At 69.6% G+C, this 24,917-nt stretch carries 22 protein-coding genes; 7 read left to right on the forward strand and 15 right to left on the reverse strand.

Translation table 11 applies throughout. The features are described 5' to 3' along the window. Positions 1–33: 33 nt before the first annotated feature. A complete protein-coding gene (locus ABZX12_RS01955) occupies positions 34–537 on the forward strand; it encodes a hypothetical protein (RefSeq protein WP_355688948.1) in 504 nt (167 codons plus the stop codon). Between the two features lie 720 nt (positions 538–1,257). Here ABZX12_RS01955 and recO read toward each other — a convergent pair. From recO to leuA, 11 genes are all read right to left on the reverse strand, one after another. Then, a complete protein-coding gene (gene recO, locus ABZX12_RS01960) occupies positions 1,258–2,001 on the reverse strand; it encodes a DNA repair protein RecO (RefSeq protein ID WP_355688950.1) in 744 nt (247 codons plus the stop codon). Positions 2,002–2,013: 12 nt separating this feature from the next. Beyond that, positions 2,014–2,835, reverse strand: coding sequence for an SDR family oxidoreductase (locus ABZX12_RS01965; protein ID WP_355688952.1), 822 nt, complete (start codon positions 2,833–2,835; stop codon positions 2,014–2,016). Then, positions 2,832–3,821, reverse strand: a complete 990-nt coding sequence (locus ABZX12_RS01970; protein WP_355688954.1) for an aldo/keto reductase — start codon at positions 3,819–3,821, stop codon at positions 2,832–2,834. The genes ABZX12_RS01965 and ABZX12_RS01970 overlap by 4 nt, the downstream gene beginning before the upstream one ends. Positions 3,822–3,888: 67 nt before the next feature. Beyond that, the gene (locus tag ABZX12_RS01975) at positions 3,889–5,337 is read right to left on the reverse strand and encodes a GNAT family N-acetyltransferase (protein ID WP_355688956.1); all 1,449 of its coding nucleotides are present in this window, start codon (positions 5,335–5,337) and stop codon (positions 3,889–3,891) included. Positions 5,338–5,388: 51 nt separating this feature from the next. After that, entirely contained in the window at positions 5,389–7,254 is a 1,866-nt protein-coding gene (locus ABZX12_RS01980) for an ABC transporter substrate-binding protein (protein ID WP_355688957.1), read from the reverse strand. 45 nt (positions 7,255–7,299) lie between these two features. Continuing rightward, on the reverse strand, positions 7,300–7,518 hold the full coding sequence (locus ABZX12_RS01985; RefSeq protein ID WP_355688959.1) for a hypothetical protein: 219 nt from the start codon (positions 7,516–7,518) through the stop codon (positions 7,300–7,302). Further along, on the reverse strand, positions 7,518–8,576 hold the full coding sequence (locus tag ABZX12_RS01990) for an ABC transporter ATP-binding protein (protein ID WP_355688960.1): 1,059 nt from the start codon (positions 8,574–8,576) through the stop codon (positions 7,518–7,520). Before ABZX12_RS01990 ends, ABZX12_RS01985 begins: the two co-directional genes overlap by 1 nt. Then, positions 8,573–9,670, reverse strand: coding sequence for an ABC transporter ATP-binding protein (locus ABZX12_RS01995; RefSeq protein WP_355688961.1), 1,098 nt, complete (start codon positions 9,668–9,670; stop codon positions 8,573–8,575). The genes ABZX12_RS01990 and ABZX12_RS01995 overlap by 4 nt, the downstream gene beginning before the upstream one ends. Positions 9,671–9,675: 5 nt before the next feature. Next, entirely contained in the window at positions 9,676–10,572 is an 897-nt protein-coding gene (locus ABZX12_RS02000) for an ABC transporter permease (RefSeq protein ID WP_355688962.1), read from the reverse strand. A gap of 4 nt (positions 10,573–10,576) precedes the next feature. Next, on the reverse strand, positions 10,577–11,677 hold the full coding sequence (locus ABZX12_RS02005) for an ABC transporter permease (RefSeq protein WP_355688964.1): 1,101 nt from the start codon (positions 11,675–11,677) through the stop codon (positions 10,577–10,579). 247 nt (positions 11,678–11,924) lie between these two features. Further along, positions 11,925–13,598, reverse strand: a complete 1,674-nt coding sequence (leuA, locus tag ABZX12_RS02010; protein ID WP_355689716.1) for a 2-isopropylmalate synthase — start codon at positions 13,596–13,598, stop codon at positions 11,925–11,927. Positions 13,599–13,910: 312 nt separating this feature from the next. Between leuA and ABZX12_RS02015 the strand changes: the two genes are divergently transcribed. Beyond that, positions 13,911–14,573 carry a response regulator transcription factor gene (locus tag ABZX12_RS02015; RefSeq protein WP_355688966.1) on the forward strand — a complete coding sequence of 221 codons (663 nt, stop codon included), beginning with the start codon at positions 13,911–13,913 and terminating at the stop codon, positions 14,571–14,573. Then, entirely contained in the window at positions 14,570–15,892 is a 1,323-nt protein-coding gene (locus ABZX12_RS02020; protein WP_355688968.1) for a HAMP domain-containing sensor histidine kinase, read from the forward strand. The genes ABZX12_RS02015 and ABZX12_RS02020 overlap by 4 nt, the downstream gene beginning before the upstream one ends. 156 nt (positions 15,893–16,048) lie before the next feature. Here ABZX12_RS02020 and ABZX12_RS02025 read toward each other — a convergent pair whose 3' ends face one another. Then, positions 16,049–17,299 (reverse strand): DUF1501 domain-containing protein, encoded by a 1,251-nt coding sequence (locus ABZX12_RS02025; RefSeq protein ID WP_355688970.1) that lies wholly within the window; start codon positions 17,297–17,299, stop codon positions 16,049–16,051. 8 nt (positions 17,300–17,307) lie between these two features. Beyond that, positions 17,308–18,615, reverse strand: coding sequence for a DUF1800 domain-containing protein (locus ABZX12_RS02030; protein ID WP_355688971.1), 1,308 nt, complete (start codon positions 18,613–18,615; stop codon positions 17,308–17,310). Between the two features lie 113 nt (positions 18,616–18,728). On the opposite strand from ABZX12_RS02030, the gene ABZX12_RS02035 reads away from it, so the two are divergent. The 3 genes from ABZX12_RS02035 to ABZX12_RS02045 are packed head-to-tail and all read left to right on the forward strand — an operon-like array spanning position 18,729 to position 20,616. After that, complete coding sequence (locus tag ABZX12_RS02035; protein ID WP_355688973.1) at positions 18,729–19,508, forward strand: hypothetical protein; 780 nt, start codon at positions 18,729–18,731, stop codon at positions 19,506–19,508. Between the two features lie 11 nt (positions 19,509–19,519). After that, positions 19,520–20,179 (forward strand): alpha/beta hydrolase, encoded by a 660-nt coding sequence (locus ABZX12_RS02040; protein ID WP_355688975.1) that lies wholly within the window; start codon positions 19,520–19,522, stop codon positions 20,177–20,179. Positions 20,180–20,196: 17 nt separating this feature from the next. Continuing rightward, the gene (locus ABZX12_RS02045) at positions 20,197–20,616 is read left to right on the forward strand and encodes a PPOX class F420-dependent oxidoreductase (protein ID WP_355688976.1); all 420 of its coding nucleotides are present in this window, start codon (positions 20,197–20,199) and stop codon (positions 20,614–20,616) included. Positions 20,617–20,622: 6 nt separating this feature from the next. Here ABZX12_RS02045 and katG read toward each other — a convergent pair whose 3' ends face one another. Together katG and ABZX12_RS02055 are read right to left on the reverse strand one after the other, a co-directional pair. Further along, complete coding sequence (gene katG / locus ABZX12_RS02050; protein WP_355688978.1) at positions 20,623–22,830, reverse strand: catalase/peroxidase HPI; 2,208 nt, start codon at positions 22,828–22,830, stop codon at positions 20,623–20,625. A gap of 65 nt (positions 22,831–22,895) precedes the next feature. Then, positions 22,896–23,834, reverse strand: a complete 939-nt coding sequence (locus tag ABZX12_RS02055) for an AraC family transcriptional regulator (protein ID WP_355688979.1) — start codon at positions 23,832–23,834, stop codon at positions 22,896–22,898. A 73-nt stretch (positions 23,835–23,907) separates the two neighbouring features. On the opposite strand from ABZX12_RS02055, the gene ABZX12_RS02060 reads away from it, so the two are divergent. Beyond that, positions 23,908–24,891, forward strand: coding sequence for an oxidoreductase (locus ABZX12_RS02060; protein ID WP_355688981.1), 984 nt, complete (start codon positions 23,908–23,910; stop codon positions 24,889–24,891). Positions 24,892–24,917 lie beyond the last annotated feature (26 nt).

Consider the following 24,917-nt stretch of genomic DNA (forward strand, 5'->3'; position numbering starts at 1 on the left):
CGGGGTGCGGGGCCGAAGGACTAGATTCGGCGTATGACGAGTTGGCGGTCGGTTCACGAGGTTCGCGCGGGGCTGGAGGCGGTGCTGGCCGGGTTCCGTGGCGGGCGGACGCGGGCGTTCAGCTTCGGCGACGGGGAGCCGGAGGCTGTCATGCTCACGTACGACGAGTTCGAAGATCTCGGCGGTGAAGGCAAGTTCACGCTCGCCGATGAGGTGGTCGGCGTCGACCAGTTGGCGGGTCAGTTGCCGCAGCTCGTGCAGGCCGTCCGGGCAGGCCGTGGTGCGCCCGTGGTGTGGGGCGCCGACGGTGAGCCTGAGGCCGTGGTGATGTCGACGGCGCAGTACCGCGACCTGCGCGGCGACGACCATCCGCCGCTCGGTCAGCTCGATGACCCCACCGTGCGCACCTACGCCACTGAACCCTCACCCACCAGCCGCCCGCTGGACCTGGACGAGTGGGCCGCCGACGATCCGTTCACCCGCGAACTTCTCGACGAGATACGAGCCGAGGAGAGGACAGAGGGCGATGGCCGATGACGGGAAGTACGAAGTCGTCGGCATCGAGAAGTTCCATCAGGACTTGCACTTCCTCCGTCAGCAGGCGAAGGCTTCCCCGGCCGGGTTCCGCCATCTGTACCGCGAGGTTCTCCGTGAGATCGAAAGACTTCGGGCGGGTACGACCGACGGACATCATGCGCTCGGCCGCGAGACTGGAAAGGGCGATCTCCGGGACTGTGTGACGGCGTACATCCGGTCGGATCCCTCACGCAAGCCTGACTACCGGCTGGTGTTTCGGGAGATCGGGCCGCAGGCTCCGGGCGGGAAGCCTCGGCGGGAGTTGCTGGCGATCAAGCCCCGTCGCGGCCGGAACAACATCTATGCACACGTCTGCGCTCGGCTCGGACGCCATCCGAACGACCGCCAGCCGGGCCTCGACCGGTTCGGTGACCGGCGGCCCGACGCGCGGGGCAGTCAAGCGGCCCGAGAAGCCGAGCTCGACACCAAGCGGGCGATCGCGCATGCCTGGGCTGGTCAACGACCGATGAGGTCGACGCGGCCGCTCACCGCTGCAGCAGCACGTCCTCCCAACGTTCCGCCTTCGGGTCGGATCGTCGTCAACGCCGACCGCACCGGGTGGCCCATGCCTCCGGGCCGGCCTCGGTCGGAGCCGAGCGGGTGGCCGCAGCGTGGTCGGTGACCGTGGTCGGTGACCGCGGCCGGCGAGCGTGGCCGGTGATCGCGGCAGGTGATCGCGGCTCAGGAGCCGCCGGGGGTTAGGTCCAGGTGGGGTAGGGAGCGGAGTTGGTTTTCTTGGTGGTAGGTGAAGAAGGCGGCTATCAGGCCGGTGGATTCTCGGCGCGTTCTGGGGTCGGCTTGGAGGGCGGTGGGCCAGTCGCCGGTGAGGAGGGCGGCCAGGTGGGTGACGGTGGCGGGGGACGGCATGGCTGAGGCGGGTGGGCGGCAGGAGGTGCAGACCATGCCGCCGGCGGCGGGGTTGAAGGCTCGGTGGGGGCCTGGTTCGCCGCAGCGGGCGCAGTCGTCGAAGGACGGCGCGTAGCCGGAGATCGCCAAGGACCTCAGCAAGAAGGAATCCAGGACCAGGGCGGGTTCGCGTTCGCCGGTGGACAGAACGCGGAGCGCGCCGGCCAGGAGCAGGTGCTGCTGGATCGCCGGTTCCTTCTCTTCGACGACGAGGCGGTCGGCGGTCTCGAGCAGGACGGTGCCGGTGGTGTACCGCGCATAGTCGCCCACGATGCCCTCGCCGTACGCCGCGATCGACTCGGCCTGGGTGACCACGTCGAGGGTGCGGCCGGTGGCGAGTTGCAGGTCGACGTGGCTGAACGGCTCCAGCCGGGCGCCGAACCGTGACGACGTCCGCCGGACCCCCTTGGCGACCGCGCGGACCTTGCCGTTGGCGCGGGTCAGCAGCGTGGCGATCCGGTCCGCCTCACCCAGTTTCTGGGTGCGCAGCACGATCGCCTGATCCCGGTAGAGCGGCACGTCAGTAGTGTCTCACTGAGCGCGGACATACTCCTCGAGGCCGGTCGGTTCGACCCCGGTGAGGTCACGCACCGCGGTCGTCACGGCCGACAGCTCCCCGCTGGCGATGGCGGCGTACGACGTGACCCAGCCGGCCACCTCCCACGCCGGGGCGCCGTACGACTCACGCGACCGGTACGCCTCGTCCAGCGTCTCCGGCTCGTACCGCACCTTCCGCCCCCATGCATCGCTCAGCACCGCCGCCGCCTCGGCCAGCGTGAACGCGCGAGGCCCGGTCAGGTCGTAGCTGGCGCCGGAATGCCCGTCCGACGTCAGGACCGCGGCCGCGACGGCCGCCACGTCGTCTCGAGCGACCGCGGCGACCCGCCCGTCCCCCGCCGGGCCCCGGATCACGCCGTCCGAGCCCACGAACCCGGGCACGAAGTCGAGGTAGATGTTGTCCCGCAGGAACGTGAAGTCGACACCAGCAGACCGGATGTGCTGCTCGGTGTGCCAGTGGTCGCGCGCGAACGTGAACGTCGCGCCGGGCGCCGCGCCGATGAACGACGTGTAGACGATCCGCTGTACGCCGGCCGCCACGGCCGCGTCGACCGTGGCCTTGTGCAACGCCACCCGGTCCGCCGACTCGCTCGCGCTGACGAGCAGCAGTACGTCGACGCCCTCGAAAGCGGACAGCAGCGCGGCGTGCTCGCCGTACGCCGCCTGCGCCACCGTGGCGCCCGGCACCGACGGAGCCCGCGCCGGGTCGCGCACGATCAGCCGCAGCGGTTCGCCGGTCAATCGCGCGACGATCCGGGACCCGAGCTGCCCGGTCGCCCCGGTGACGCCGATCACTTGCCCACCAGGTCCATCCCACCCTGCTGGTACCGCTGGCCCGCCACCGCGTCCGGCGGGAACGCCGCGTCGAGGTCGGCCAGCTCGGCATCGGTCAGCGTGACGTCCACGGCGCCCAGGTTCTCGGCCAGGTACTTGCGCCGCTTCGTCCCCGGGATCGGCGCCACGTCGTTGCCCTGCGCAAGCAGCCAGGCGAGCGCCAGCTGGCCGGGGGTGACGCCCTTCGCGGCAGCCAGCGTCTTGACCTGCTCGACGAGGTCCAGGTTGCGCTGGAAGTTCTCGCCCTGGAACCGCGGCAGCCCGCGCCGCATGTCGTCCTCGGGAAAGTCGGCCGGAGACTTGATCTGCCCGGTCAGGAACCCGCGCCCGAGCGGGCTGAACGGCACGAACCCGATGCCGAGCTCGCGCAGCGTCGGCAGGACGACGGTCTCCGGGTCCCGCGTCCACAGCGACCACTCGCTCTGGACGGCGGTGATCGGGTGGACGGCGTGGGCCGCGCGCACCGTGTCGCCGTTCACCTCGGACAGCCCGAGGTACCGCACCTTGCCCGCCTCGACCGCGGCGGCCATCGCCCCGACGGTCTCCTCGATCGGGACCTGCGGGTCGCGCCGGTGCAGGTACCACAGGTCGATGTGGTCGACACCGAGCCGGCGCAGCGAGGCGTCCAGGGCCTCAGCGGCATAGGCAGGTGAGCCGTCGACCACGGTCGGCACCGCCGAGGCCGACGCCGGCTTCTTGAAGCCGAACTTGGTCGCAAGGACCACCTCGTCGCGACGCCCCGCCAGCGCCCGGCCGACCAGCGACTCGTTCTCGCCGTCGCCGTACACGTCGGCGGTGTCGATGAAGGTACAGCCCGCGTCGATGGCCGCGTGCAGCGTCGCGACGGACTCCGCGTCGTCGGCGCGGACGCCGTACGACTGGGACATGCCCATGCAGCCGAGGCCGAGGCAGGAAACGGTCAGGTGACCGAGCTGGGATTCACGCATGCCCCGAACCTACCCCTTGTGCCCCTCAGCTTGCCGCCCTGGTTCTCACGGAGTTCGCACAGGCCTCTCAAAGGCCGAGCTGGGTGGGTGTGCTCGGTGGGCCGTTCGCCAGCAGGCGCCGAACCAGCTCCGGGAGGTCGCGCGGAGCGAAGCGGCCCTCGTGAGCTTGCAGTTCGTCGAGGGTCCACCAGCGCATCTCGTGGACGTTCTCGGCGGCGAGTTCGGCGGCAGTCATGGAGCCGGCCGGGGTGAAGTGGTCCGCGCGGATCAGGAAGTAGTCGTTGAGGACGCCGTCGTAGCCCGTGGCGTGGCCGTCGGCAACTACTTCCTGATGCCAGAGGTGGACGGGGTCGGCGAAGCCCGTCAGGCCGACCTCCTCGACGAGCTCGCGCCGCAGTCCCTCGACCACGGTCTCACCGGCTTCCAGGCCGCCGCCCGGTGTCGCCCACAGCGGCCCGTCCGCGAACTCGAACCGGACCAGCAGGACGCGCTCGTTCTCGTCCACGATCACCCCTCGAGCCGCCGGGCGGAGCCGCGGCAGGCGGAGCTCGAGTTCGCGGTGCTCCTCGACGGCACGGAAGCCGAAGCGGGCGTTCACCTTGCGCATCGGGGCGTTCGTCAACGCCGTCCAGGTGTGCAGGAAGCGTTGCGTCGTCCGGTGTTCGGCCAGTTGTTCCAGGTTCGCGAGCTTCAGGAACGTGCCGAGGTTGTGGCCGCGGTGTTCCCGCAGGACCAGCGTGTCGTCCTGCTGGGCGTTCACGGCATCCGCCCGCGGCAGGTAGATCAGCGTGTAGCCGGCCGGCTCACCGGCGAGGGTGTGCGCCATCGTCACCAGCGCGAGGTAGCTCCGGTCGATCCGGGCCTCGCTCGCCTCGAGTTTCTCGACCGTCCACGGCACGACCTCACGCGTCATGCCGCCGGTCGGTACGTCGAGATCCATCGCGGTGTGCAGGTCGGCGTACGCCTGCTGGTGCTCCGGCGGGCACAGCCCCGCCCACGACGTCAGCCGGTACCCGTCGAGCCGCCCGGCATCGGAGCGCAGCTCCTCGAGGCGCAGATCGTCGTACGGCAGCGGTACGACGAGATGCTCCTCGACGTGCTCGACCTGGAATCCGAGCCGCGTGGCGAACACCGCCCCGGGCGACCCAGCAGCCGGTACGGCGACCTCGGCCTGCACGATCGTCCGCCCGAGCTGGGCGGCACGGGTCGCGGCCCACTGCCACAGCGCCGTGCCGATCCCCCGCCGCCGGTGCGCGGGCGGAACGTCGATCTCGACCTCGACCGTGTCGAGATTGTCGTTCAGCCGGTACTCGAACAGCATCGTGGCGAGCACCCGGTCGTCCTCGAACGCGCCGACCACGATCCGCTGTTTCAACGGGCTCGGGTTGCGCAGCGAGTACCCGAGCGCCTCGGGTCCGGTCACCAGCGCGGCCTCCCGCCCGGCGACCGCGCCGGCCCGGAAGGCGTCGTACCACTCGTCGAACAAGGCCAGGTCGGCCGGGTCGATCTCGCGCATGCTGATCACCCGGCCGACCCAACCAAACAATCGGGTCAGAACGCCAGTGCTTTAGACCGGCGCGACCTTGCCCGAGTACATGCCCATGATCACGAAGTTGTCCGCGTACGGCGCGTTCTTCAGGATCGAGTCGTCGTCGGCCGGGAACTTCGCCACCCGGGTGCCCTCGAGCGCGGGGTTGTTACCGTAGCGCTCCCAGAGCGGGATGATCGGCAGCAGTTCGTTGAACGCCATCGCCGCGGCGGTGATGTTCTTCTTCTGCTCGTCGAGGTTCAGGCCCTGGGCGGACTTGTCCACGACGGCCTTGAGGTCGATCGGACCGGCCGAGGTGGTCTGGTTGAGCGGGAAGTTCATGCCCTTGCCGCCCGAGTTCGCCGCGATCACGTAGTTGAACGTGTACAGGTCCTGGACGAACGCGAAGTACGGGTGCGGGTGGCTCGAAGCGCCCCAGGTCTGGATGGCGATGTCGAACTTGCCGGCCAGTACGTCCGGGTTCAGCTGGGTGAAGGTGATACCGCGCTTGGTGATGTTGAACCCGAACTTGTTCAGCTGGTCGGCCGCGTTGGTGGCGGCCGGGTTCCAGTCGGCGAACTCGGTCGGGAACTTGATGTCGTAGGCGGCCGGCTTGCCGTTCGGCAGCATCCACTTGCCGCCGGTCTTCTTCCACCCGGCGGCCTGCAGCAGCGAGGTGGCCTTGGCCTCGTCCTTCTCGTACGGCTGCAGCTTCTTCTGGTCGGCGTCCGAGATCCAGTCCGGAACCAGGATGTCGGAGAAGCCGGCCATGAACTTGCAGGGCTTGCCGGAGTCGCCGAGCGCGACGGTGCCGTTCTCGCTGCGGTCCAGGACGTAGGCGATCGCCTGCCGGACGCGGGCGTCGGCGAGCTCCGGGTGGGTGGTGTAGTTGAACACCAGCGACGGGCCCGAGTACACCGGCGGCCGGAGGATCCGGAAACCGGAACCCAGCATGGTCTTCTCGCTGGCCACCGCGAAACCGTGGGTGGCGTAGTCGACGTCCTTGTTCATCACGACCGGCGTGATGTCCGAGGTCTCACCGTTGTACAGCACGACCTTGGTGAAGCCGATCTTGTCGGCGAACAGGCCCTTGTCGTTCTTGACCAGCGACATCTGCGCGTTGGTCATGCTCTTCACGTCGAAGTTGAACGGACCCGAGACCGGCGGGTTCTCCGGACGGAACTTCTGGAAGTCGCCGTTCAGCTGCTTGCCCTCGGCGCTGTCCAGGCTGGTCTTGGCCTTGCGCAGGGCCTCGGCCTTGGTCGCCCACTCGCCGTACACCGAGTCCGGCAGGATGCCGGCGCGGAGGATGTAGCGCTCGAGCACGGTGGACGGCGTACCGATGGTGAAGACCACCGTGGTGTCGTCCTTGGCGCTGATGTCGGTCAGGAACGTCCACTCCTGCTGGCGCAGCAGCCAGCGCAGGTTGAACGTCGACACGACGTCCTTGGCCGTCACCGGCTTGTCGTCGCTCCACTTCAGGCCGGAGCGCAGCTTCAGGGTGTAGGTCTTGTTCGCCTCGTCCAGGGTCCCGGACTCGGCCATCATCCATTCCCACTTCTTGTCGGCCCAGTAGTACATGCCGGCGCTGGGGTAGACGAGGTCGAAGTAGGGGCTGTTGCTCGCCTGAATGCCGTCGGTGACACCGGCGATCAGGTTGAAGTGACCCTTCGGCGGGAGCTGGTACGGGTACGCCCCGTGGAACTCCTTGGTGCCGGACTTTCCGCCGCCCTCGCTGTTGCTGTTCGGCGAGCTCGGCGAGCACGCCGTCAGCGAGCCGATGCCGGCGGCGCCGACACCGGCGATGCCGAACAGCTGGAGCACGTGCCGGCGGGAGACCGCATTGGTCAGGGCGCTCGCGCCCGTTCCGTTGGTGCCGGGATCGTTGGTGTCGGTGGGACTCATCCTTCGTCCTTTCTGGACTGACCGCACGCCCATGTGGGTCAGGTACTACTGGTGGGATTGACTACCGCCCTCGCGTTTTTCCCGCCGCCGGATCACGAAGATCCCGGCGCCGACCACCAGGCCCAGTAGCAGGCCCAAACACAAGGTGAACAGGGTGACGACGAACTCCGGCGTGCCCGGCGACAGCGTGAGCAGCAGTACTCCGCTGGCCAGCACCAGGAACGTCGCCCAGCCGAGGGCCATCCGGCCGAGCTGAGGTGACATCAAGCCCCCAGGTCATCCGGCCCGGCCTCTGGTACGCCGTCGCGCGCGACCACGTGGCACGCGGCGGACTGGCCGGATCGGATCGTGGTGAGGGCGGGGACCGTCGCGTCGCACAGCCCGTCCTCGAACAGCGGGCAGCGCGGATGGAACGAGCAGCCGGACGGCAGGTTCGCCAAGCTCGGGATCTCCAGGCTGCGCAGGGATTCGCGGCCCTTGGTCTTGGTCAGGTCCGGGTCCGGCTCGGGGATCGCGTCGATCAGCGCCCGGGTGTACGGGTGCGTCGGCGCGTTGATGATCTTCGGCGTCGGCCCGAACTCGACGATCCGGCCCAGGTACATCACCGCGGTCTTGCCGTTCCAGCCGAAGTACTTCGCGATCGCCAGGTCGTGGGTGATGAACAAGAACCCCACGCCGAGGTCGTCGCGGAGCCGGCCGAGCATCGCCAGCACGCTGATCCGGATCGACACGTCCAGCATCGAGGTGGACTCGTCGGCGATGATCAGCTTCGGGTCCAGCGTCAGCGCCCGGGCGACCGCGACCCGCTGCCGCTGGCCGCCGGACAGCTGGTGCGGGAACTTCGGCAGGTAGTTCTCGGGCGGGGTCAGGTCGACCTTGGTGAGCAGCTCGGCCGCGCGCTCGGCGGCCGCCTTCTTGGTCTTCACCACACCGTGCTTGAGCAGCGGGGCGATGAGTGTCTGCTGGATCGTCCGCGTCGGGTTGAGCGAGGCGTACGGGTCCTGGTGCACGTACTGCACGCTGCGCCGGAAGGCACTGAAGTCCTGCCGGTTCATCGACCAGACGTCCTTGCCGTCGAAGGCCACCTCGCCGCTGCTCGGCCTGGACAGGCCGGCCGCCATCCGGGCCGCGGTGGTCTTCCCGGAGCCGCTCTCGCCGACCAGGCAGAGCACCTCGCCGGGGTTGACCGACAGGTCGACGTCGTCGACTGCACGAATCGGGCCGGCCTTGGTGCTGAACACCTGGCTGACCCCGCCGAGCGTCATCAGCGGCGTCCGGGCGGCGGACCCAGAGATCTCGGGGGACTTCTCCAGCGCGCTCATGATGCGTTCCCCAAGTCGCTCGGCACCTCACGCTCGAGGTGCACTTGTTTCCAATGGATGCAGGCCGCCTCGTGCGCGTCGCCCGGCTCGTCGGTGATCGGGATCAGGGCCGGGTCCTCCTCCTTGCACTCCTCGGTGGCGAACTTGCACCGCGGGCTGAACGTGCAGCCCTTCGGGAGCGCGGCAAGGCTCGGCGGGCCGCCCGGGATCGACTCCATGTCCGGCAGGTCGCCGACGATCGGCGGCACGGCCTTGATCAGCCCGAGCGTGTACGGGTGCCGCGGCCGGTAGAACATGTCCCGGACGCCGCCGGTCTCGATGATGCGCCCGGCGTACATGGTCGCGACCCGGTCCGCGAGCTCGGCGGCCAGCGACAGGTCGTGGGAGATGAAGATCATCGAGAACCCGAGGCGTTCGCGGACCTCGTGCAGGACGTCGACGACCGAGCGCTGGGTGAGGATGTCGAGCGCGGTGGTCGGCTCGTCGAGGATCAGCACCTCGGGCTCGAGCAGCAGGCTCATCGCGATCAGCACCCGCTGCCGCATACCGCCGGACAGCTCGTGCGGGTAGCAGTCGAGGACCCGGGACGGCTCCAGCCGGACCAGCCGGAGCAGCTCGGACGCCCGGTCCTCGATCTCCTGCCTACTGGCCTTCGTGTGGGCGCGCATCGTGTCGTGCATGTGCGCGCGGATCTTCAGGACCGGGTTGAACGCGTTCATCGCGCCCTGGAAGACCATCGCCGCGTCCCGCCAGCGGAACTGCCGCAGGTCCTTGCCGTCCAGGCCGAGGACGTCGATCTCGGTGCCGTCGCTGCGGTTGAAGGTGACCTTGCCGCTGGCGTGCCCGAGGCGCGGCAGCAACCGCAGCAGTCCGAGTCCGAACGTCGTCTTGCCGCAGCCGCTCTCGCCCACCAGCGCGAGGCTCTCGCCGGGGAACAGGTCGAGGTCGACACCGCGGACCGCCTGCACCGTCGCCCCGGCCCCGGTTCGGTACTCGACCTTGAAGTCGCGGATCGACAGCAGTGGCTTGCCCTGGCCGCCGCGCGTGGCGCGGGGGCTCGCTGTGCTGGTTTTGCCCGAAGGAGTCGTCGTCACCGTGCTCACCGGTCCCGGAGCCGCGGGTTGAGGATCTCTTCGAGGGATCTCGTCATCATCACCAGTCCGAGCAGCAGCAGGATGATCGCGACCACCGGGCTGAGGATCCAGGCCAGGCTCGCGTCGTTGAAGATGGCGCCGGCGATCCAGGCGCGGTTGAGCATGATGCCCCAGTTCGAGCCGGTCAGCGGGGCCAGACCGAGCAGGTAGAGGCCGACCAGCTGGTAGATCGCGTTCGTCACGCCGATCATGAAGTTCATCAGGATGAAGCTGGCCATGTTCGGCAGGATCTCGACGAACACCACCCGGATCGTGCCGAGGTCGAGCAGCCGCGCGGCCTCGACGAACTCGCGTTCCTTCAGCGAGAACACCTGGGCGCGGACCGCGCGGGTGAGCACCGGCCAGGACAGGCCGCCGACCAGCAGCGCGAGCAGGATCGGCGAGTCGAGCCTGAAGAAGGCGCCGAGGACGGCGAGCAGGACGATCTGCGGGACCGTCAGGAAGACGTCGGACAGCGTGACCACGACCGAGTCGACCCAGCCGCCGAGGTACGCCGCCAGCGAGCCGAGGACGATCGCCAGCGCGGTCGAGATCGCCGCGGCCACGAAGCCGACGAAGATCACCGTCCGGCCGCCGCCGATCATCTGGATCAGGACGTCCTTGCCCTCGTTGTCGGTGCCGAGTAGGTGCCCGGGCGAACCGGCCGGGAGCAGGATCTCCTTGACGTTCGGGGTGACCTCGGGGAGGAAGAACGGCACGATCGCGGTGATCAGCACCATCAGGCCGACGATCACGAACCCGATGAAACCGGCCGGACTGCGGCGCAGCGAGCGCATGATGCCGGCGAACCGGGAGACGCCGGTCGTCCCGATGGAGGTGACGGGAATGGTGGCTTCGGTCATGTCGTCACTTCTCCCCTTCGCCGCCGACGCGGATCCGCGGATCCAGCTGGCTGTAGAGGAGGTCCGCGGCCAGGTTGGCCACCACCACCGAGATCGTCACGACCAGGAAGATGCCCTGCAGCACCGGGTAGTCGCGGCCGTTGACCGCGTTGAACAGGCTGAACCCGATGCCCTGGTAGCCGAAGATCCGCTCGACGAAGATCGAGCCGCCGACCACGAAACCGAGCGAGACGGCGAGCTGGCTGAACAGCGGCAGCACGGCGTTGCGCCCGACGTACCCGGACCGGATCCGCGAGTCGGACAGGCCGCGGGCCCGGGCGACCGTGACGTAGTCCTCGCCGAGGGTCTCGACCGTCGACGACTTCATCACCAGCGCCCAGGAACCGACCGTGGTCAGCGCATAGGCCAGGATCGGCAGCGTCGCGTGGTAGAAGATGTCGTTCAGGAAGCTCAGGCTGAACGACGGCTCGACGCCGGGCGTGTAGGAACCGCGGGCCTCGGTGAGGTTGAACAGCTGCAGTTTCACGCCGAGGAACACCACGATCAGGATCGCGAGGATGTAGTTCGGGATCGCGTGCAGCAGCGAGCCGATCGACGTCAGCAGGTGGTCGACCCAGCTCTCCCGGCGGTAGGCCATGATCATGCCGGCCACGATGCCGATGACGAAGCTGAAGACGGTGGCGACGCCGACCGAGAACAGCGTCCACGGCAGGTAGGTCTTGATCACGTCCGCGACCGTCGTCCCCGGCGACAGCACCGAGTTGCCGAAGTCACCGTGCAGCAGGTTCAGCATGTAGGTGCCGTACTGCGACAGCAGCGGCGCGTCCGGATCCAGTGAGAACAGGTTCTGCGCCTGCGCGGCGGCGGCCTCGTACGAGATGCCGGTCTGCGCGATCTGCGTCTGGATGTACGTCTCGACCGGGTTCCCCGGCAGCAGCCGGACCAGGAAGAACGTACCGGTGGTGACGATGAAGATCGTCAGGACCGCCTTGAACAGTCTTCGGACGAGCCAGGCGTTGACGAAACGCCGAGCAGCCGAGGGTCTCGGTTCGACGGCAGGTCCTTCGATCAGCTTCGCCGCGGACGTGTCGACCGCACCGCTCACTGCTCACCTCCACGCGACTACCAGGGAAAGTCGGTGGCGCAGACCCGTGATCAGCTCGACTTAGTAACACTGTCTTGCAAGGATCTGCGCATTGAGCAGACAGTCTGCGCATAGCTGGTCAGCGAGTCAACGACTTGAGGCAACGTTGAGACAACGTTGCGGTCTGTGACGCAACGGTACCGGGGAGTACAGCAACTGCCCGCCTCCGACACGGAGACGGGCAGTTCGGCTTGGTGTTACCGGCTGGTCAGCGGGTGGCGCGGTTGACAGCGGACACCACGGCCTTCAAGGATGCGGTGAGGATGTTGGCGTCCCGGCCGACACCCCAGTACACGTCGTCGCCGACCTCGCATTCGACGTACGCCGCGGCCAGCGCATCGCCGCCCGCGGAGAGCGCGTGCTCGTGATAGTCGAGCACCCGGACGTCGTACTTCAGCGGCTTGATCGCGTCCACGAAGGCCGAGACCGGACCGTTGCCTTCACCAACCAGTTCGTGGGGTACGCCGTTGGCATAGACCTGAACCCGGAGCTGGTCGCCCTGCCCCTCGCCGGACGTCGAGTTGACGCTCAGCAGCGACAGCGCGCCGGGCGCCAGGTACTCGGCCGCGAAGATGTCCCACATCTGCTGCGGGCCGACCTCGCCGCCCTCGTTGTCGGTGTGCTGCTGGATCACCCGGCTGAACTCGATCTGCAGCCGGCGCGGCAGGTCGAGCCGGTGCTCCGACTTCATGATGTACGCGACGCCGCCCTTGCCGGACTGCGAGTTCACCCGGATCACGGCCTCGTAGCTGCGGCCGACGTCCTTCGGGTCGATCGGCAGGTACGGCGCCTCCCAGGCGATCTCGCCGACCGGCTTGCCCTCGGCCGCGGCCTGCTTGTCGAGCGCCTCCAGGCCCTTCTTGATCGCGTCCTGGTGCGAGCCGGAGAAGGCGGTGTAGACCAGGTCACCGGCGTACGGCTGGCGCTCCGGAACCCGCATCTGGGTGCAGTACTCGACGGTGCGGCGGATCTCGTCGATGTCGGAGAAGTCGATCTGCGGGTCGATGCCCTGACTGAACAGGTTCATCCCCAGTGTCACCAGGTCGACGTTGCCGGTGCGCTCGCCGTGGCCGAACAGGCAGCCCTCGACGCGGTCCGCACCGGCCATCAGGGCCAGCTCGGTGGCGGCCACCGCCGTACCGCGGTCGTTGTGCGGGTGCAGGCTTATCGTGCTGTGCTCGCGCCGGGTCAGGTTGCGGCCGAACCACTCGATCTGGTCGGCGTACACGTTCGGGGTGCACATCTCGACGGTGGCCGGCAGGTTCAGGATGATCTCGCGGCCCGCAGCGGGCTGCCACACGTCGCTGACCGCCTCGCACACCTCGAGCGCGAACTCCAGCTCGGTGCCGGTGAAGATCTCCGGGCTGTACTGGTACCCGAACTCGCAGTCGCCGAGGATGTCGTCGGCGTACTTCATCACGGTCTCGGTGCCGCGGACCGCGATCGTGCGGCACTCGGCCTTGTCGACGTTGAACACCACCCGGCGGAACAGCGGCGCGGTCGCGTTGTACAGGTGAATCGTGGCCTTCGGCGAGCCCTGCAGCGACTGCACGGTGCGCTCGATCAGCTCCTCGCGTGCCTGGGTCAGCACCGAGATCGTCACGTCGTCGGGGATCACGTCGTCCTCGATCAGGCTGCGGACGAAGTCGAAGTCGTACTGGCTGGCGCTCGGGAAACCGACCTCGATCTCCTTGTAGCCCATCTTCACCAAGAGGTCGAACATCCGCCGCTTGCGGGCCGGGGACATCGGCTCGACCAGCGCCTGGTTGCCGTCGCGGAGGTCGGTGGACAGCCAGCGCGGCGTGCGGTCGACGGACTTGGCCGGCCAGGTGCGGTCCGGCAGGTCGATCGGCGGGAACGCGCGGTAGCGATGGGTCGGCATACCGGACGGCTGCTGAACAGGCTGGGGCTGGTTCTTCGGTGCCACGGGGGTTCTCCTCGGAGGTACGGGTGTCGTGAGGGACGACCGGCGTACGTCAAGACTCCGCGGCGAGGGACCGGCCTTGTCAGGCCTCGCCGCGGCAGCGAAGGAGGAGAAGCTGGTGCCGCATGATGCCAGTGAGTGTAGGCACAACTCCCCCGGCCCGTCGAACCCGGGGTCTCGACCGGCGAGACACGGAGAGTGACGAGCCGTTGGCTGAGGATGTGCTGAGGGTTGCGGTCCGGGGGCTTCCGGCGATGCGAGGATGGCCCGATGACGCCGCGAGTTCTGGTGGTCGAGGACGCGGAGCCGATCCGGACCGCCGTCGGGATCGCGCTGACCGAGGCCGGGTACGGCGTCCGCACGCGGCCGGACGGTGACGGGCTCGAGCGGGAGCTGGCCGAGTACCGGCCGGACCTGCTGCTGCTCGACGTGATGCTCCCCGGGCGCGACGGGTTCGAGCTGCTCACGGTCGCGCGGGAGACGTCGAACGCCGGCGTCATCCTGCTGACCGCGCGGGACGCCGTCGACGACCGGCTGCACGGGCTGCGGACCGGTGCGGACGATTATGTGGTCAAGCCGTTCGTCCTGGCCGAGTTGATCGCCCGTGTGGAGGCGGTCCTGCGCCGGATGGGCAGGCTGCGGACCGTGCTGACGGTCGGCGACCTGGAGGTGGACGTCGAGGCGCAGGCGGTACGCCGGGCCGGAGCGGAGATCGACCTGACCGCGACCGAGTTCAAGCTGCTCGCGTTCCTCGCCGGGCGGGACGGGAAGGTGGTCGGCAAGACGCAACTGCTGACCGCGGTCTGGGGGTACGACGACTACGCCGACAACCTGGTCGAGGTCTACGTCAGCGGCCTGCGCCGCAAGCTCGAGGCCCACGGTCCACGTCTGCTGCACACGGTCCGCGGCTCGGGATACGTGTTGCGCGCATGAACCTGTCGCTGCGGGTGCGGGTGACGTTGACCGCTATCGCCGTACTGCTGGTGGTGCTGCCTGTCACGGGACTGACGGTGAAGGCGGTGTTCGACGCGCAGGCGGAGCGGAGTCTCGACTCGCTGCTCACCGGGCGGGCGCAGCTGGCCCAGCAGCTCGCCCGGCAGAACGTTGCCCCCAGCAACTTGGTACGCCGGGTGGACGCGGACGGGGTCCGGGTGACGCTGATCCTGCGGACCGGACGGCAGCTCGGCGCACCGCCCGTTGACCCCGGCGCGACCGTACGGCAGGTCAAGGCGACGTTGCAGGCCGGTCAGCAGACGAAAGGCGCGACGCTGCTGCTGTCCGCGGACACGGCGCTGCTCGCGGATGCCAGTGCGCGGCTGCGCAACGTGCTGCTGATCTCCGGCGGACTGGCGATCCTGATCACCGCGCTCGCCTTGGTGATCGGGATGCGGTTCGCGCTGGCGCCGCTGGACGCGATGACCGGTTTGGCCCGGTCGATCGCGGCGGGGCGGCGCGGTGGGCGGTTGCAGCCGAAACGCGCCGACACCGAGCTCGGCCGGACGGCCGCCGCCTTCGACGAGATGCTCGACGCCCTGGAAGGCGCCGAGCGCGCGGCCCGGCACGCAGAAGGCGCGGCGCGATGGTCGGAGGATCGGATGCGTGAGTTCGTTGCTGACGCTGCGCATGAGCTGCGGACGCCGGTGGCTGGATTGCAGACCGCTGCGGAGACGCTGATCCAGCTGGGCCCGGATGCGTCGGCGGCGCAGCGTGAGGAGCTGGAGTTGCTGCTCGTGCGCGAGTCGCGTCGCGCCGGCACGCTCGTCGCCGACCTGCTCGAGCTCAGCCGCATCGACGCCGGTCTCCAACTCCACCTCGCTCCCGTGGACCTCCGCGAGCTCGCCGAGGCCCAGGCCGCCCGCCTCCGCCTGACAGCACCCGAAGTTGCCGTCGAGGTCTGCGGCGCGGGGACGGTCACCGCCGACGGCGACCGCCTCACCCAGGTCCTCACCAACCTCGTCGACAACGCCCGCCAGGCCGGCGCGGCCACGCTACGCATCACGGTCAGCCCCGCCGGCGTACTGGTCGAGGACGACGGCCCCGGCGTACCGCCCGCGGCCCGCGAGCGCATCTTCGCCCGCCTCGTCCACGGCCCGCACAGCAAAGGCGCCGGCCTTGGGCTCGCCATCGCCCGCGGCGTAGCTCGCGCCCACGGCGGCAACCTCACCGTCACCGACCGCCCGGACGGGAAGCCCGGCGCAGCCTTCCACCTCCACCTCCCACCGATATCTCCCGACCCCCGCACCGCTCGCTGACCCCTCGACTCGTTTGGTGGGTTGGCGTCCAAGATGCAGGGTCGGCGACTGACATGCCGGACGCCAACCCATACTCTCGGACGCCAACCCATCAGATGCGCGGCTACCGCATCGGATGCGCAGCCACCGCATCGGCGCCGAGGGGGGTGGGCGGGCCTAAACGCGGAGGAGGGTCGAGATGGTGGTGGTGTGGTTGGCGAGGATTCGGGCGGGGTCGGCGCCCAGGACCTGGTGGAGGACGGTGGCGTAGACGTCGCGGAAGTCTGTGGTCGCCTTCAGGTCGCCGTTGGAGAGGTTCGTGAGGCTGGGCTGTTCGCCGTAGAAGCCGCCGGAGACCTTGGAGCCGAGGACGAAGACAGGGCCGGCGGTGCCGTGGTCCGTGCCGTCGCTGCCGTTCGCCTGGACGCGGCGGCCGAACTCGGAGTACACGAGGACGACCGCGTTCTTCCCGCGGTCGGTCTTCTGCAGCCGTTGGACGAACGGCGTCAGCGCACCGTCCAGCTCGGTCAGCAGCCGCTGCTGCGTGCCGCGTTCGTCGGCGTGGGTGTCGAAGCCGCCGAGCGACGCCGAGTACGCCCGCGTCGGCACCCCGGCCTCGATCAGACCGGCGATGAGCTCGAGCTGTGCGCCCAGCTGCGAGGCGCCGCCCGCGGACGCGCCTTTCGTCCGTTCCTCGTCGTCCTCGTCCTCCTGTTCGTGACCGCTCCGCACCGCCTTGCCGAGCACCTGCGTCGCGTTCTGCAGATCCAGCACCGACTTGGCGGCCCGCGCCTGCCACGGCCCCTCGCCCGGACTGGGTTTGCCCAGCGCCGCGTACGCCGTACCCAACGCCCCGCCCGGTAACGCCAGCCCGCGCAACGGCAGCGATGCCGCGGCCGTGGTCTCGCCGGCCAGCAACGGCGGCAGCGTGGGCTCGACGGACACCGCGCGGAGCGGGTCCGCGCCGGTCGCGTCGAGCCAGCGGCCGAGCCATCCGGTCGGGACCGGCGACTTCGGTGACGCGGTCTGCCAGATCGCCATCGACCGGAAATGACTGCGATCCGGATCCGGGTAGCCGACCCCGCGGACGATCGCGAGCCGCTGGTCGTCCCACAACCCCTTGAGGCCCTTCATCCCCGGGTTCAGCCCGAGCCCGTCGCCGAGGTCCAGGACCTCGTCGCCTGCGTAGGCCAGGTCCGGCCGCGCCTTCTGGTACGCCGGATCCGCCGCCGGGACGACCGTGTTCAACCCGTCGTTCCCGCCGTACAGCGTGATGACGACCAGCACCGACTGGTCGCTCGGCAGCGGGTCGTCGACCGCCGCGGTCATCAGGTCGGACCAGTTCACCTGGGTCGCTCCGGCCGCCAGCGCTCCCGCGGCCGTGACTCCGCTGAGCGTCAGGAACCGGCGTCTCGTCAGATTGTCCACAACTCCTCCTAGCCGCTCACGACGTACTCGGGGGCGCAGGCCGCGACCGCGACCAGCTGCGCAGGTTCCTTCACACCGGTCAGGGCCGCGCGCGTCCGCTCGGACCAGCCGTCGACGCCGAGCAGTGCGCCGACCGCGCTCACCCGATCCGTCGCATTGTCGACAATCGACAGATCGGCCTGCTTCGCCACCTGCTGCGCGAGCTGCAGTCGCGTGACACCGGCCGATGTCGTCAGCCAAGTCGCACCCGCCGGCCAGCCGCCGACACTCGGCGGGCGGTACGGCAACTGCCCCATCCCCCGGAGCCCCGCGAGCAGCTTGGTCTGCTCCTTCTCCTCCAGCTGTCCCGGCCGCAGCTTCAACGCACGCAGCAGCCCGACCGCCCACTCCACCGGCTGCTTCACCAGACTCGACGCCGGGTCCTTGAACCCCGACTCGCCAACCATTGCCGTCAGCAACGATCTGACGTCCCGATCCTCGCCGTACGCCGCCGTCAGCCGGGCAACCGTCGCGGCATCGGGCGGTGTCGCCGACACCAAGCGGAACCACAGCCGCCCGATGACGAACGCGGCCGACGCGGGCTGGGCCAGCGCCAGCCCCGCGAAGCCCTTCGCGTCGAAGTCGCCGGTCCTCCCGAGCACCGTCTTGGTGCCGGAGTCGAACCGCCGACGCTGGAACATCGCGCCCTGCTCCCGCAGCACCCACCCGGTCAGGCAGCGGGCCGCCTGCGCCACGTCCGCTTCCTGGTAATGCCCGATGCCGAGCGTGAACAGCTCCATGAACTCGCGCGCCAGGTTCTCGTTCGGCGAGCCCTTGCGGTTGCGCTGCCCGTCGAGCCAGCGGATCAGCGCGGCGTCCACGACCATCGCCTGCGCCAGGTCACCGAACCGGCCGAGCGCGAGCCTGCGCTGGGTCTGGTTCTGCGCCAGCATCCAGGCCGCGTTCCGGACCTTCTGGTTGCTGGTCGCGAAGTGGCCGTGCCAGAACCAGGTCAGCCGCTCCCCCGCGGTCCGGCTCACCGCCATCCGGTCCAGCCACCAGATCGTCAGCTTGCGCTCCTGCGCGGCCCGCTGCCTGGCCGCAGCCTTCTTCGCATCCTTGTCCTGCTTGCCGTCCTGCTTGCCGTCCTGCTTGTTCTTGGCGGGCGGCGCCAAGCCGGTCGGCGGGGCGAGGGCTCCGGCCGCCGCATCCGTCGCCGGCCCGAGCAGGCGCCGGACGGTCTCGTCGACGCCGGCCCGGAGGTCCCCGGGCGCCGGCCCGAATCCCAGCCGGTCGTTCAGGCGCCGGACCAGGGCGGTTTCGCTGATCTCGGTCATGCCCCCGATGGTTTCCACCCGGCCGCCGCCGGACCAGTATCCGGGCGTTTTCCTCAGCGGATCCACAGGTCCGAGTAGGCAGCGTCTACCAGAGTCCTGTAGACACTGTCTACGTGATCGCCCTCGGCCTGCTGACCGCCTCCGCCGGCTGTCACGCCGGATGGAACGTGCTCATGAAGCGCGGAGGCCTCGGCGGCCCCGGCTTCACCTGGCTGTGCGGCCTGCTGACGCTGCCGGTGTCGCTCGTCCTGCTGGTTCGCGGCTCGCCCGCCACGGCGTGGTGGGCGGGAGTCGTGAGCATGGCGTTGCACACGACGTACGCCGTCACGCTGCAGAAGGCGTACGCCTTCGGGGACTTCTCGACGGTCTACGCCGTGAGTCGCGGCACCGCTCCGGCCCTGGTAGCAGTCGCGGGCGGATCCGGCCCGCGCGTGTTCGCGGACGCCGCGCTCGTGCTGATCGGCGTGCTGCTGATGGATCGCCCGCAATCGCGGACCCCAGCGCGAGCCGTGCTGCTCGGGTCGGGCGTCGCCACGTGCACGGCGGCGTACACGCTCCGGGACGCGTTCGCCGTCGGTTCGCTGCACGTCGACCTACTGACCTACCTCGCGGTGGCGAACGTGGCACAGGTCGTCGCGCTGTCGGCCGTCGTACGAGATCACCGCGGTGCGCTGCGGGACTGGCGGCGGGCGGCGCCGGTCGCGGTACTGATGCCGGCGAGCTACGGACTCGTCCTGCTCGCGCTGTCGGTCGCCTCGGTCGCGACCGTGGCGATCGGCCGATCGATGAATGTCGTCCTCGGCACGCTGCTCGGTGCGGTCGTTCTGCGTGAGCGGCCGCGCGTCACGGGACTGGTCGTGGTGGTGGCCGGTGTACTGCTGGTGAGTCTCTGAAAGGAGTGTCGATGAAGAATCTGGTGTGTTTGCACGCCGGTACAAGTGGGCCGTCGACCTGGGATCGCTTCGTCCCGGAGTTCGAGGCGATGGGCTACCACGTGCATTGCCCGACGTTGCTCGGCCACGGCGCCGCTCCTCGACGTCGCCGCTACCTGCTGGCGGACTTCCGCGATCAGATACTGCGTGAGCTCGACGCCCTGGACCACGTGACGATCGTCGGCAACTCGCTCGGAGCGTACGTCGCGAGCGCGGTAGCGGCGGCCGCACCGGATCGAGTCGAGCGACTGGTCCTCGAGGAGCTGCCGGTGCCGCCTCGCGACGGCAGCGACAGCGAGCCCACCAGCAAGCCGATGCCGGCCGCAGCCTTGCTGCTCGCGGGGTGGCTGACGAGGCGGCGCTGTGATCGCCGGTTGTTGCGCGACGTCATAGCCGACCTCCGACGGCCGCAGCCTGATTGGTGGACCGGCCTCGCGACGGTCGAAGCGCCAACTCTGCTGCTGGCGGGCGGAGACCGGAGCCACCTCGACCAGACCCGGTTCGCGTCGGTCGCCGACCAGATGCCCTCGGCAACAGTCGTGACGATCGAGGCCGGTCACCGGATCCACAGCCGGGCTCCGGAGCGCTGGCTGTCCACGGTGCGGGAGTTCCTTGCCTTCAAGGGCGCTTGAATTCCTAGGCTTGCGGTATGACGGAAACCCTCCTCGACCGGATCGGCACCCACGGGCTCGGCGTCCTGGTCACGCTCAAGCGCGACGGCCGGCCCCAGCTGTCCAATGTGACGTACGTGTTCGACGGATCCCGCGTGCGGGTCTCGCTCACCGACGGACGCGCGAAGACCAAGAACCTGAGGCGCGACCCACGCGCCAGCCTGTACGTCGACGGTCCCGGCGGCCGCTCGTACGTCGTCCTCGAAGGCAAGGCGGAGCTCAGTCCGGTAGCAGCCGACCCCTACGACGACGTCGTGCAGGATCTCGTCGACTACTACCGGACCGCGTCGGGCGAGCACCCGGACTGGGACGAGTACCGCGCGGTCATGGTGCAGGACCGGCGGCTGATGTTCTCGATGACCGTCGACCACGCCTACGGGATGCCGGCGCCGTCCTGACCGACCTCAGCGCAGGTCGAAGCGATCCAGTTCCATCACCTTGACCCACGCCGCGACGAAGTCCGCCACGAACTTCTCCTGGGCGTCCGCGCTCGCGTAGACCTCGGACAGGGACCGCAGCTGCGAGTTCGACCCGAAGACCAGGTCGGCCGCCGTTGCGGTCCACTTCAGCTCGCCGCTCGCGACGTCCCGGATCTCGAACAGGTTCTCGTCCGACTCCGACGCCCGCCATTGCGTGCCCGGCGCCAGCAGGTTGACGAAGAAGTCGGTCGACAGCGTGTCCGTGCGGTCGGTGAAGACACCGTGCCGCGCGCCGCCGGTGTTCGCCCCGAGGACCCGCAGACCGCCCACCAGCACGGTCATCTCGGGCGCCGTCAGGGTCAGCATGTACGCACGGTCCAGGAGCAGCGTCTCCGCCGACAGCTTCTCGCCCGCGCGCAGATAGTTCCGGAAGCCGTCGGCCCGCGGTTCCAGCAGGGCGAACGAGTCGACGTCGGTCTGCTCCTGCGAGGCGTCGGTCCGGCCGGGACGGAACGGCACCGTGACGTCCAGGCCGGCGTTCTTCGCGGCCTGCTCGACCGCCGCGCTGCCACCGAGCACGATCAGGTCGGCGAGCGAGACCCGCTTCCCGCCGGTCTGCGAGCCGTTGAAGTCCTGCTGGACCTGCTCGAGCGTCTGCAGGACCGTGGCCAGCTCGGCCGGCTCGTTGACCTCCCAGCTCCGCTGCGGCTCGAGCCGGATCCGCGCACCGTTCGCACCGCCGCGCTTGTCCGTGCCGCGGAAGTCGGCCGCCGCGGCCCACGCGGTCGAGACGAGCTGCCGCACCGACAACCCGGACCCGAGGAGCTTCTCCTTCAGGGCCGCGATGTCGGCGTCGTCGACCAGCTCGTGGTCGACGGCCGGCACCGGGTCCTGCCAGAGCTGCGGCTCCGGCACCCACGGCCCGAGGAACCGCGAGACCGGTCCCATGTCGCGGTGCAGCAGCTTGTACCAGGCCTTCGCGAAGGCGAGCGCGAACTCGTCGGGGTTCTCGTAGAAGCGCCGCGAGATCGGGCCGTACACCGGGTCCAGGCGCAGGGCGAGGTCGGTGGTCAGCATCGTCGGCCGGTGCTTGCGGGACGGGTCGTGCGCGTCCGGCACCGTCTCCTCCGCGTCCTTCGCGACCCACTGCTTGGCCCCGGCCGGACTGTCGGTCAGCTCCCACTCGTGCCCGAACAGGTTCTCGAAGAAGCCGTTGCCCCACTGGGTCGGCGTGTTCGTCCAGGTCACCTCGAGACCGCTGGTGATCGCGTCGCCGGCCTTCCCGGTCCCGTACGTGCTCTTCCACCCGAGCCCCTGCGCCTCGAGGGGCGCTGCCTCCGGCTCCGGGCCGACGCTCTCCGCGGGTCCGGCGCCGTGGGTCTTGCCGAAGGTGTGCCCGCCCGCGATCAGCGCCACCGTCTCCTCGTCGTTCATCGCCATCCGGCGGAACGTCTCGCGGATGTCGCGCGCCGCGGCCAGCGGGTCCGGGTTGCCGTTCGGGCCCTCCGGATTCACGTAGATCAGGCCCATCTGCACCGCACCGAGCGGACCGCCGAGCTGCCGGTCGCCGCTGTACCGCTCGTCACCGAGCCAGGTGTCCTCCGGGCCCCAGTAGATCTCCTCCGGCTCCCAGACGTCCTCGCGGCCGAACCCGAAGCCGAACGTGCGGAACCCCATGTCTTCCAGCGCGACGTTGCCGGCCAGCACCAGCAGGTCGGCCCAGGAGATCTTCCGGCCGTACTTCTGCTTCACCGGCCAGAGCAGCCGCCGGGCCTTGTCCAGGTTGGCGTTGTCCGGCCAGCTGTTCAACGGCGCGAACCGCTGCGCGCCGTCGCCCGCGCCACCGCGGCCGTCCTCGATCCGGTACGTGCCGGCCGCGTGCCAGCTCATCCGGATGAACAGCGGCCCGTAGTGCCCGAAGTCGGCCGGCCACCAGTCCTGCGACGTCCGCATCACCTCGACGAGGTCCCGCTTGAGCTCGTCGACGTCCAGTTTCCCGAACTCCGCGGCGTAGTCGAAATCCTCCGCCATCGGGTTCGACTTGGCGGCGTGCGGGTGCAGGATGGTCAGGTCCAGCTGGTTCGGCCACCAGTCCCGGTTGGTCCTCGGCCTGTCGACCTGCGGCGTCGGCGAGTCGATCGCCGGGTTCTCGCTCTCGCTCCCGTGCTGGGTAACTCCGGACGTGTCAGACATGGTCGGTCAACCTCTCGGGTACGCGATTGCTGACTTTGCGAGTCTTCTCCGCAGTCTGGAATCGGTCAAGAGTGCCGGGCGGCCTCCCGGTAGCGACGCGGAGCGATGCCGTTGACGCGTTTGAAGGCGTTGCTGAACGCGCTGTCCGACGTGTACCCCAGGGAATGCGCGAGCGCCGCCAGCGGCGTGTCCTCGTCGCGCAAGGCGCGCTCGGCCAGGCGCATCCGCCAGTTGAGCAGGTACGTCAGCGGCGGCACGCCGGCCACCGAACGGAACCGCTCGGCGAACGTCGTCCGCGACATCGCGGCCGCCCGGGCGAGCTCCTCGAGTTGCCACGCCCGGCCGGGCTGGTCGTGCATCAGGCGCAGCGCGGGCGCGATCCGCTCGTCGGCGATCGCCCGTAGCCAGCCGGCCGGCAGTGCGTCGGCCTCGGTGAGACAGGCGCGGAGAGCCTCCAGGAACAGCAGGTGCGCGACATCGTCCGCTGCCAGGCTCGCACCGGGCTCGGAGGTCGCCGCCTCCCGCGCCAACCGCTTCAACAGCCAGCGGAACGTCGCGGCCCGCTCGTCGGTGGCCCGCAGGTGGATCACCGGCGGCAGCGCGCGCATCAGCAACTCCTCGCCGGTGCGGTTCAGCGAGACGTGTCCGCCGACGCCGACGACCTTCGGGCCACGGCCGCTCCCGGCGCCGTCGCCGAAGCGGGCGATCGTTCCGTCGGCGGCTCCGAAGGCCTCGACCGCGTCGCCGATCGGCGCCGAGTCCGAGTTGCCCTTCACGAACTCGTGCCGACCGTCGAACAGGACGACGTCGCCCGGCTCCATGGCGATCCGGCCGACGTCGAGATCGTCGAAGTCGATCCAGCACGTGCCCTCGACCGTCGCGGTGAACTTGAGCCGGTGCGAGGCGGGGTAGCGCAGCGCCCACTCGCCGTACGCCTCGAAGCCGCGCGAGACGTGGCAGTGCGCTTCGGTGAGCGCCAGGGTGTCGGTCAGCGGATCGGCCACCTCCGTACTATCGCGCAAGTTATCGAGACTCTCAAGCATTCTCCGTCCGGCGACAGCTGCCTAGCGTGGAGCCATGCAAACACCACTGGGTTCTGGATTCACCGCGGCGTCGACGACGGACGACGTCCTCGAAGGCATCGATCTGCACGGGAAGCTCGCGATCGTCACGGGCGGGTACTCCGGGCTGGGCAAGGCGACCGTCCGCGCGTTCCGGTCGGCCGGGGCCGAGGTCGTGGTGCCGGCGCGTGACGTCGAGCGAGCCGCGGCCGAGCTGGCCGATGTCGACGGGGTCGCCGTCGAGCGGATGGATCTGCTCGATCGGGCGAGCATCGACGCGTTCGCGGACGACTTCCAGCGCGACGGGCGGCCGTTGCACATCCTGGTGAACAGCGCGGGGATCATGGCGAACCCGTTGACCCGGGACGCCCGCGGCTACGAGTCGCAGTTCGCGACCAACCATCTCGGGCACTTCCAGCTCACGACCCGGCTGCTTCCGGCACTGCGCAAGGCCGGTGGGGCGCGCGTCGTGTCGGTCTCGTCGCGCGGCCACCGGTACAGCGACGTGCACTTCGACGACCCGAACTTCGAGCGCCGCGAGTACGCGCCGTACCCGGCGTACGGGCAGTCGAAGACCGCGAACGTGCTGTTCGCCGTCGAACTGGACGAACGCGAACGGGGCAACGGGATCCGCGCCTTCGCGGTCCACCCCGGCAGCATCATCACGCACCTGGCCCGGCACTCGGACCGTGAGCTGTTGCGCCAGGGCGGGTTCCTGGACGAGAACTACGAGCCGATCATCGATCCCGCGCGCGGGCTGAAGACGGCGGAGCAGGGCGCGGCGACGCAGGTCTGGTGCGCGGTCAGTCCGCAGCTCGACGGGTACGGCGGGGTGTACTGCGAGGACGTCGACATCGCGACGCTGCACACGTCCGACGTACCGGACGCCGACGTGCTGGCCGTGACCCCGGGTGCGTTCGGCGTCCTGCCCTACGCGATCGACCGGGACAACGCGCGACGGTTGTGGAAGCTCAGCGAGGAACTTCTCGACCGCGAATAAACCACTCGCGGTAAGCAGTCCACTCG

Source organism: Kribbella sp. NPDC003505, from assembly GCF_040610875.1.
Classification (GTDB): Bacteria; Actinomycetota; Actinomycetes; order Propionibacteriales; family Kribbellaceae; genus Kribbella.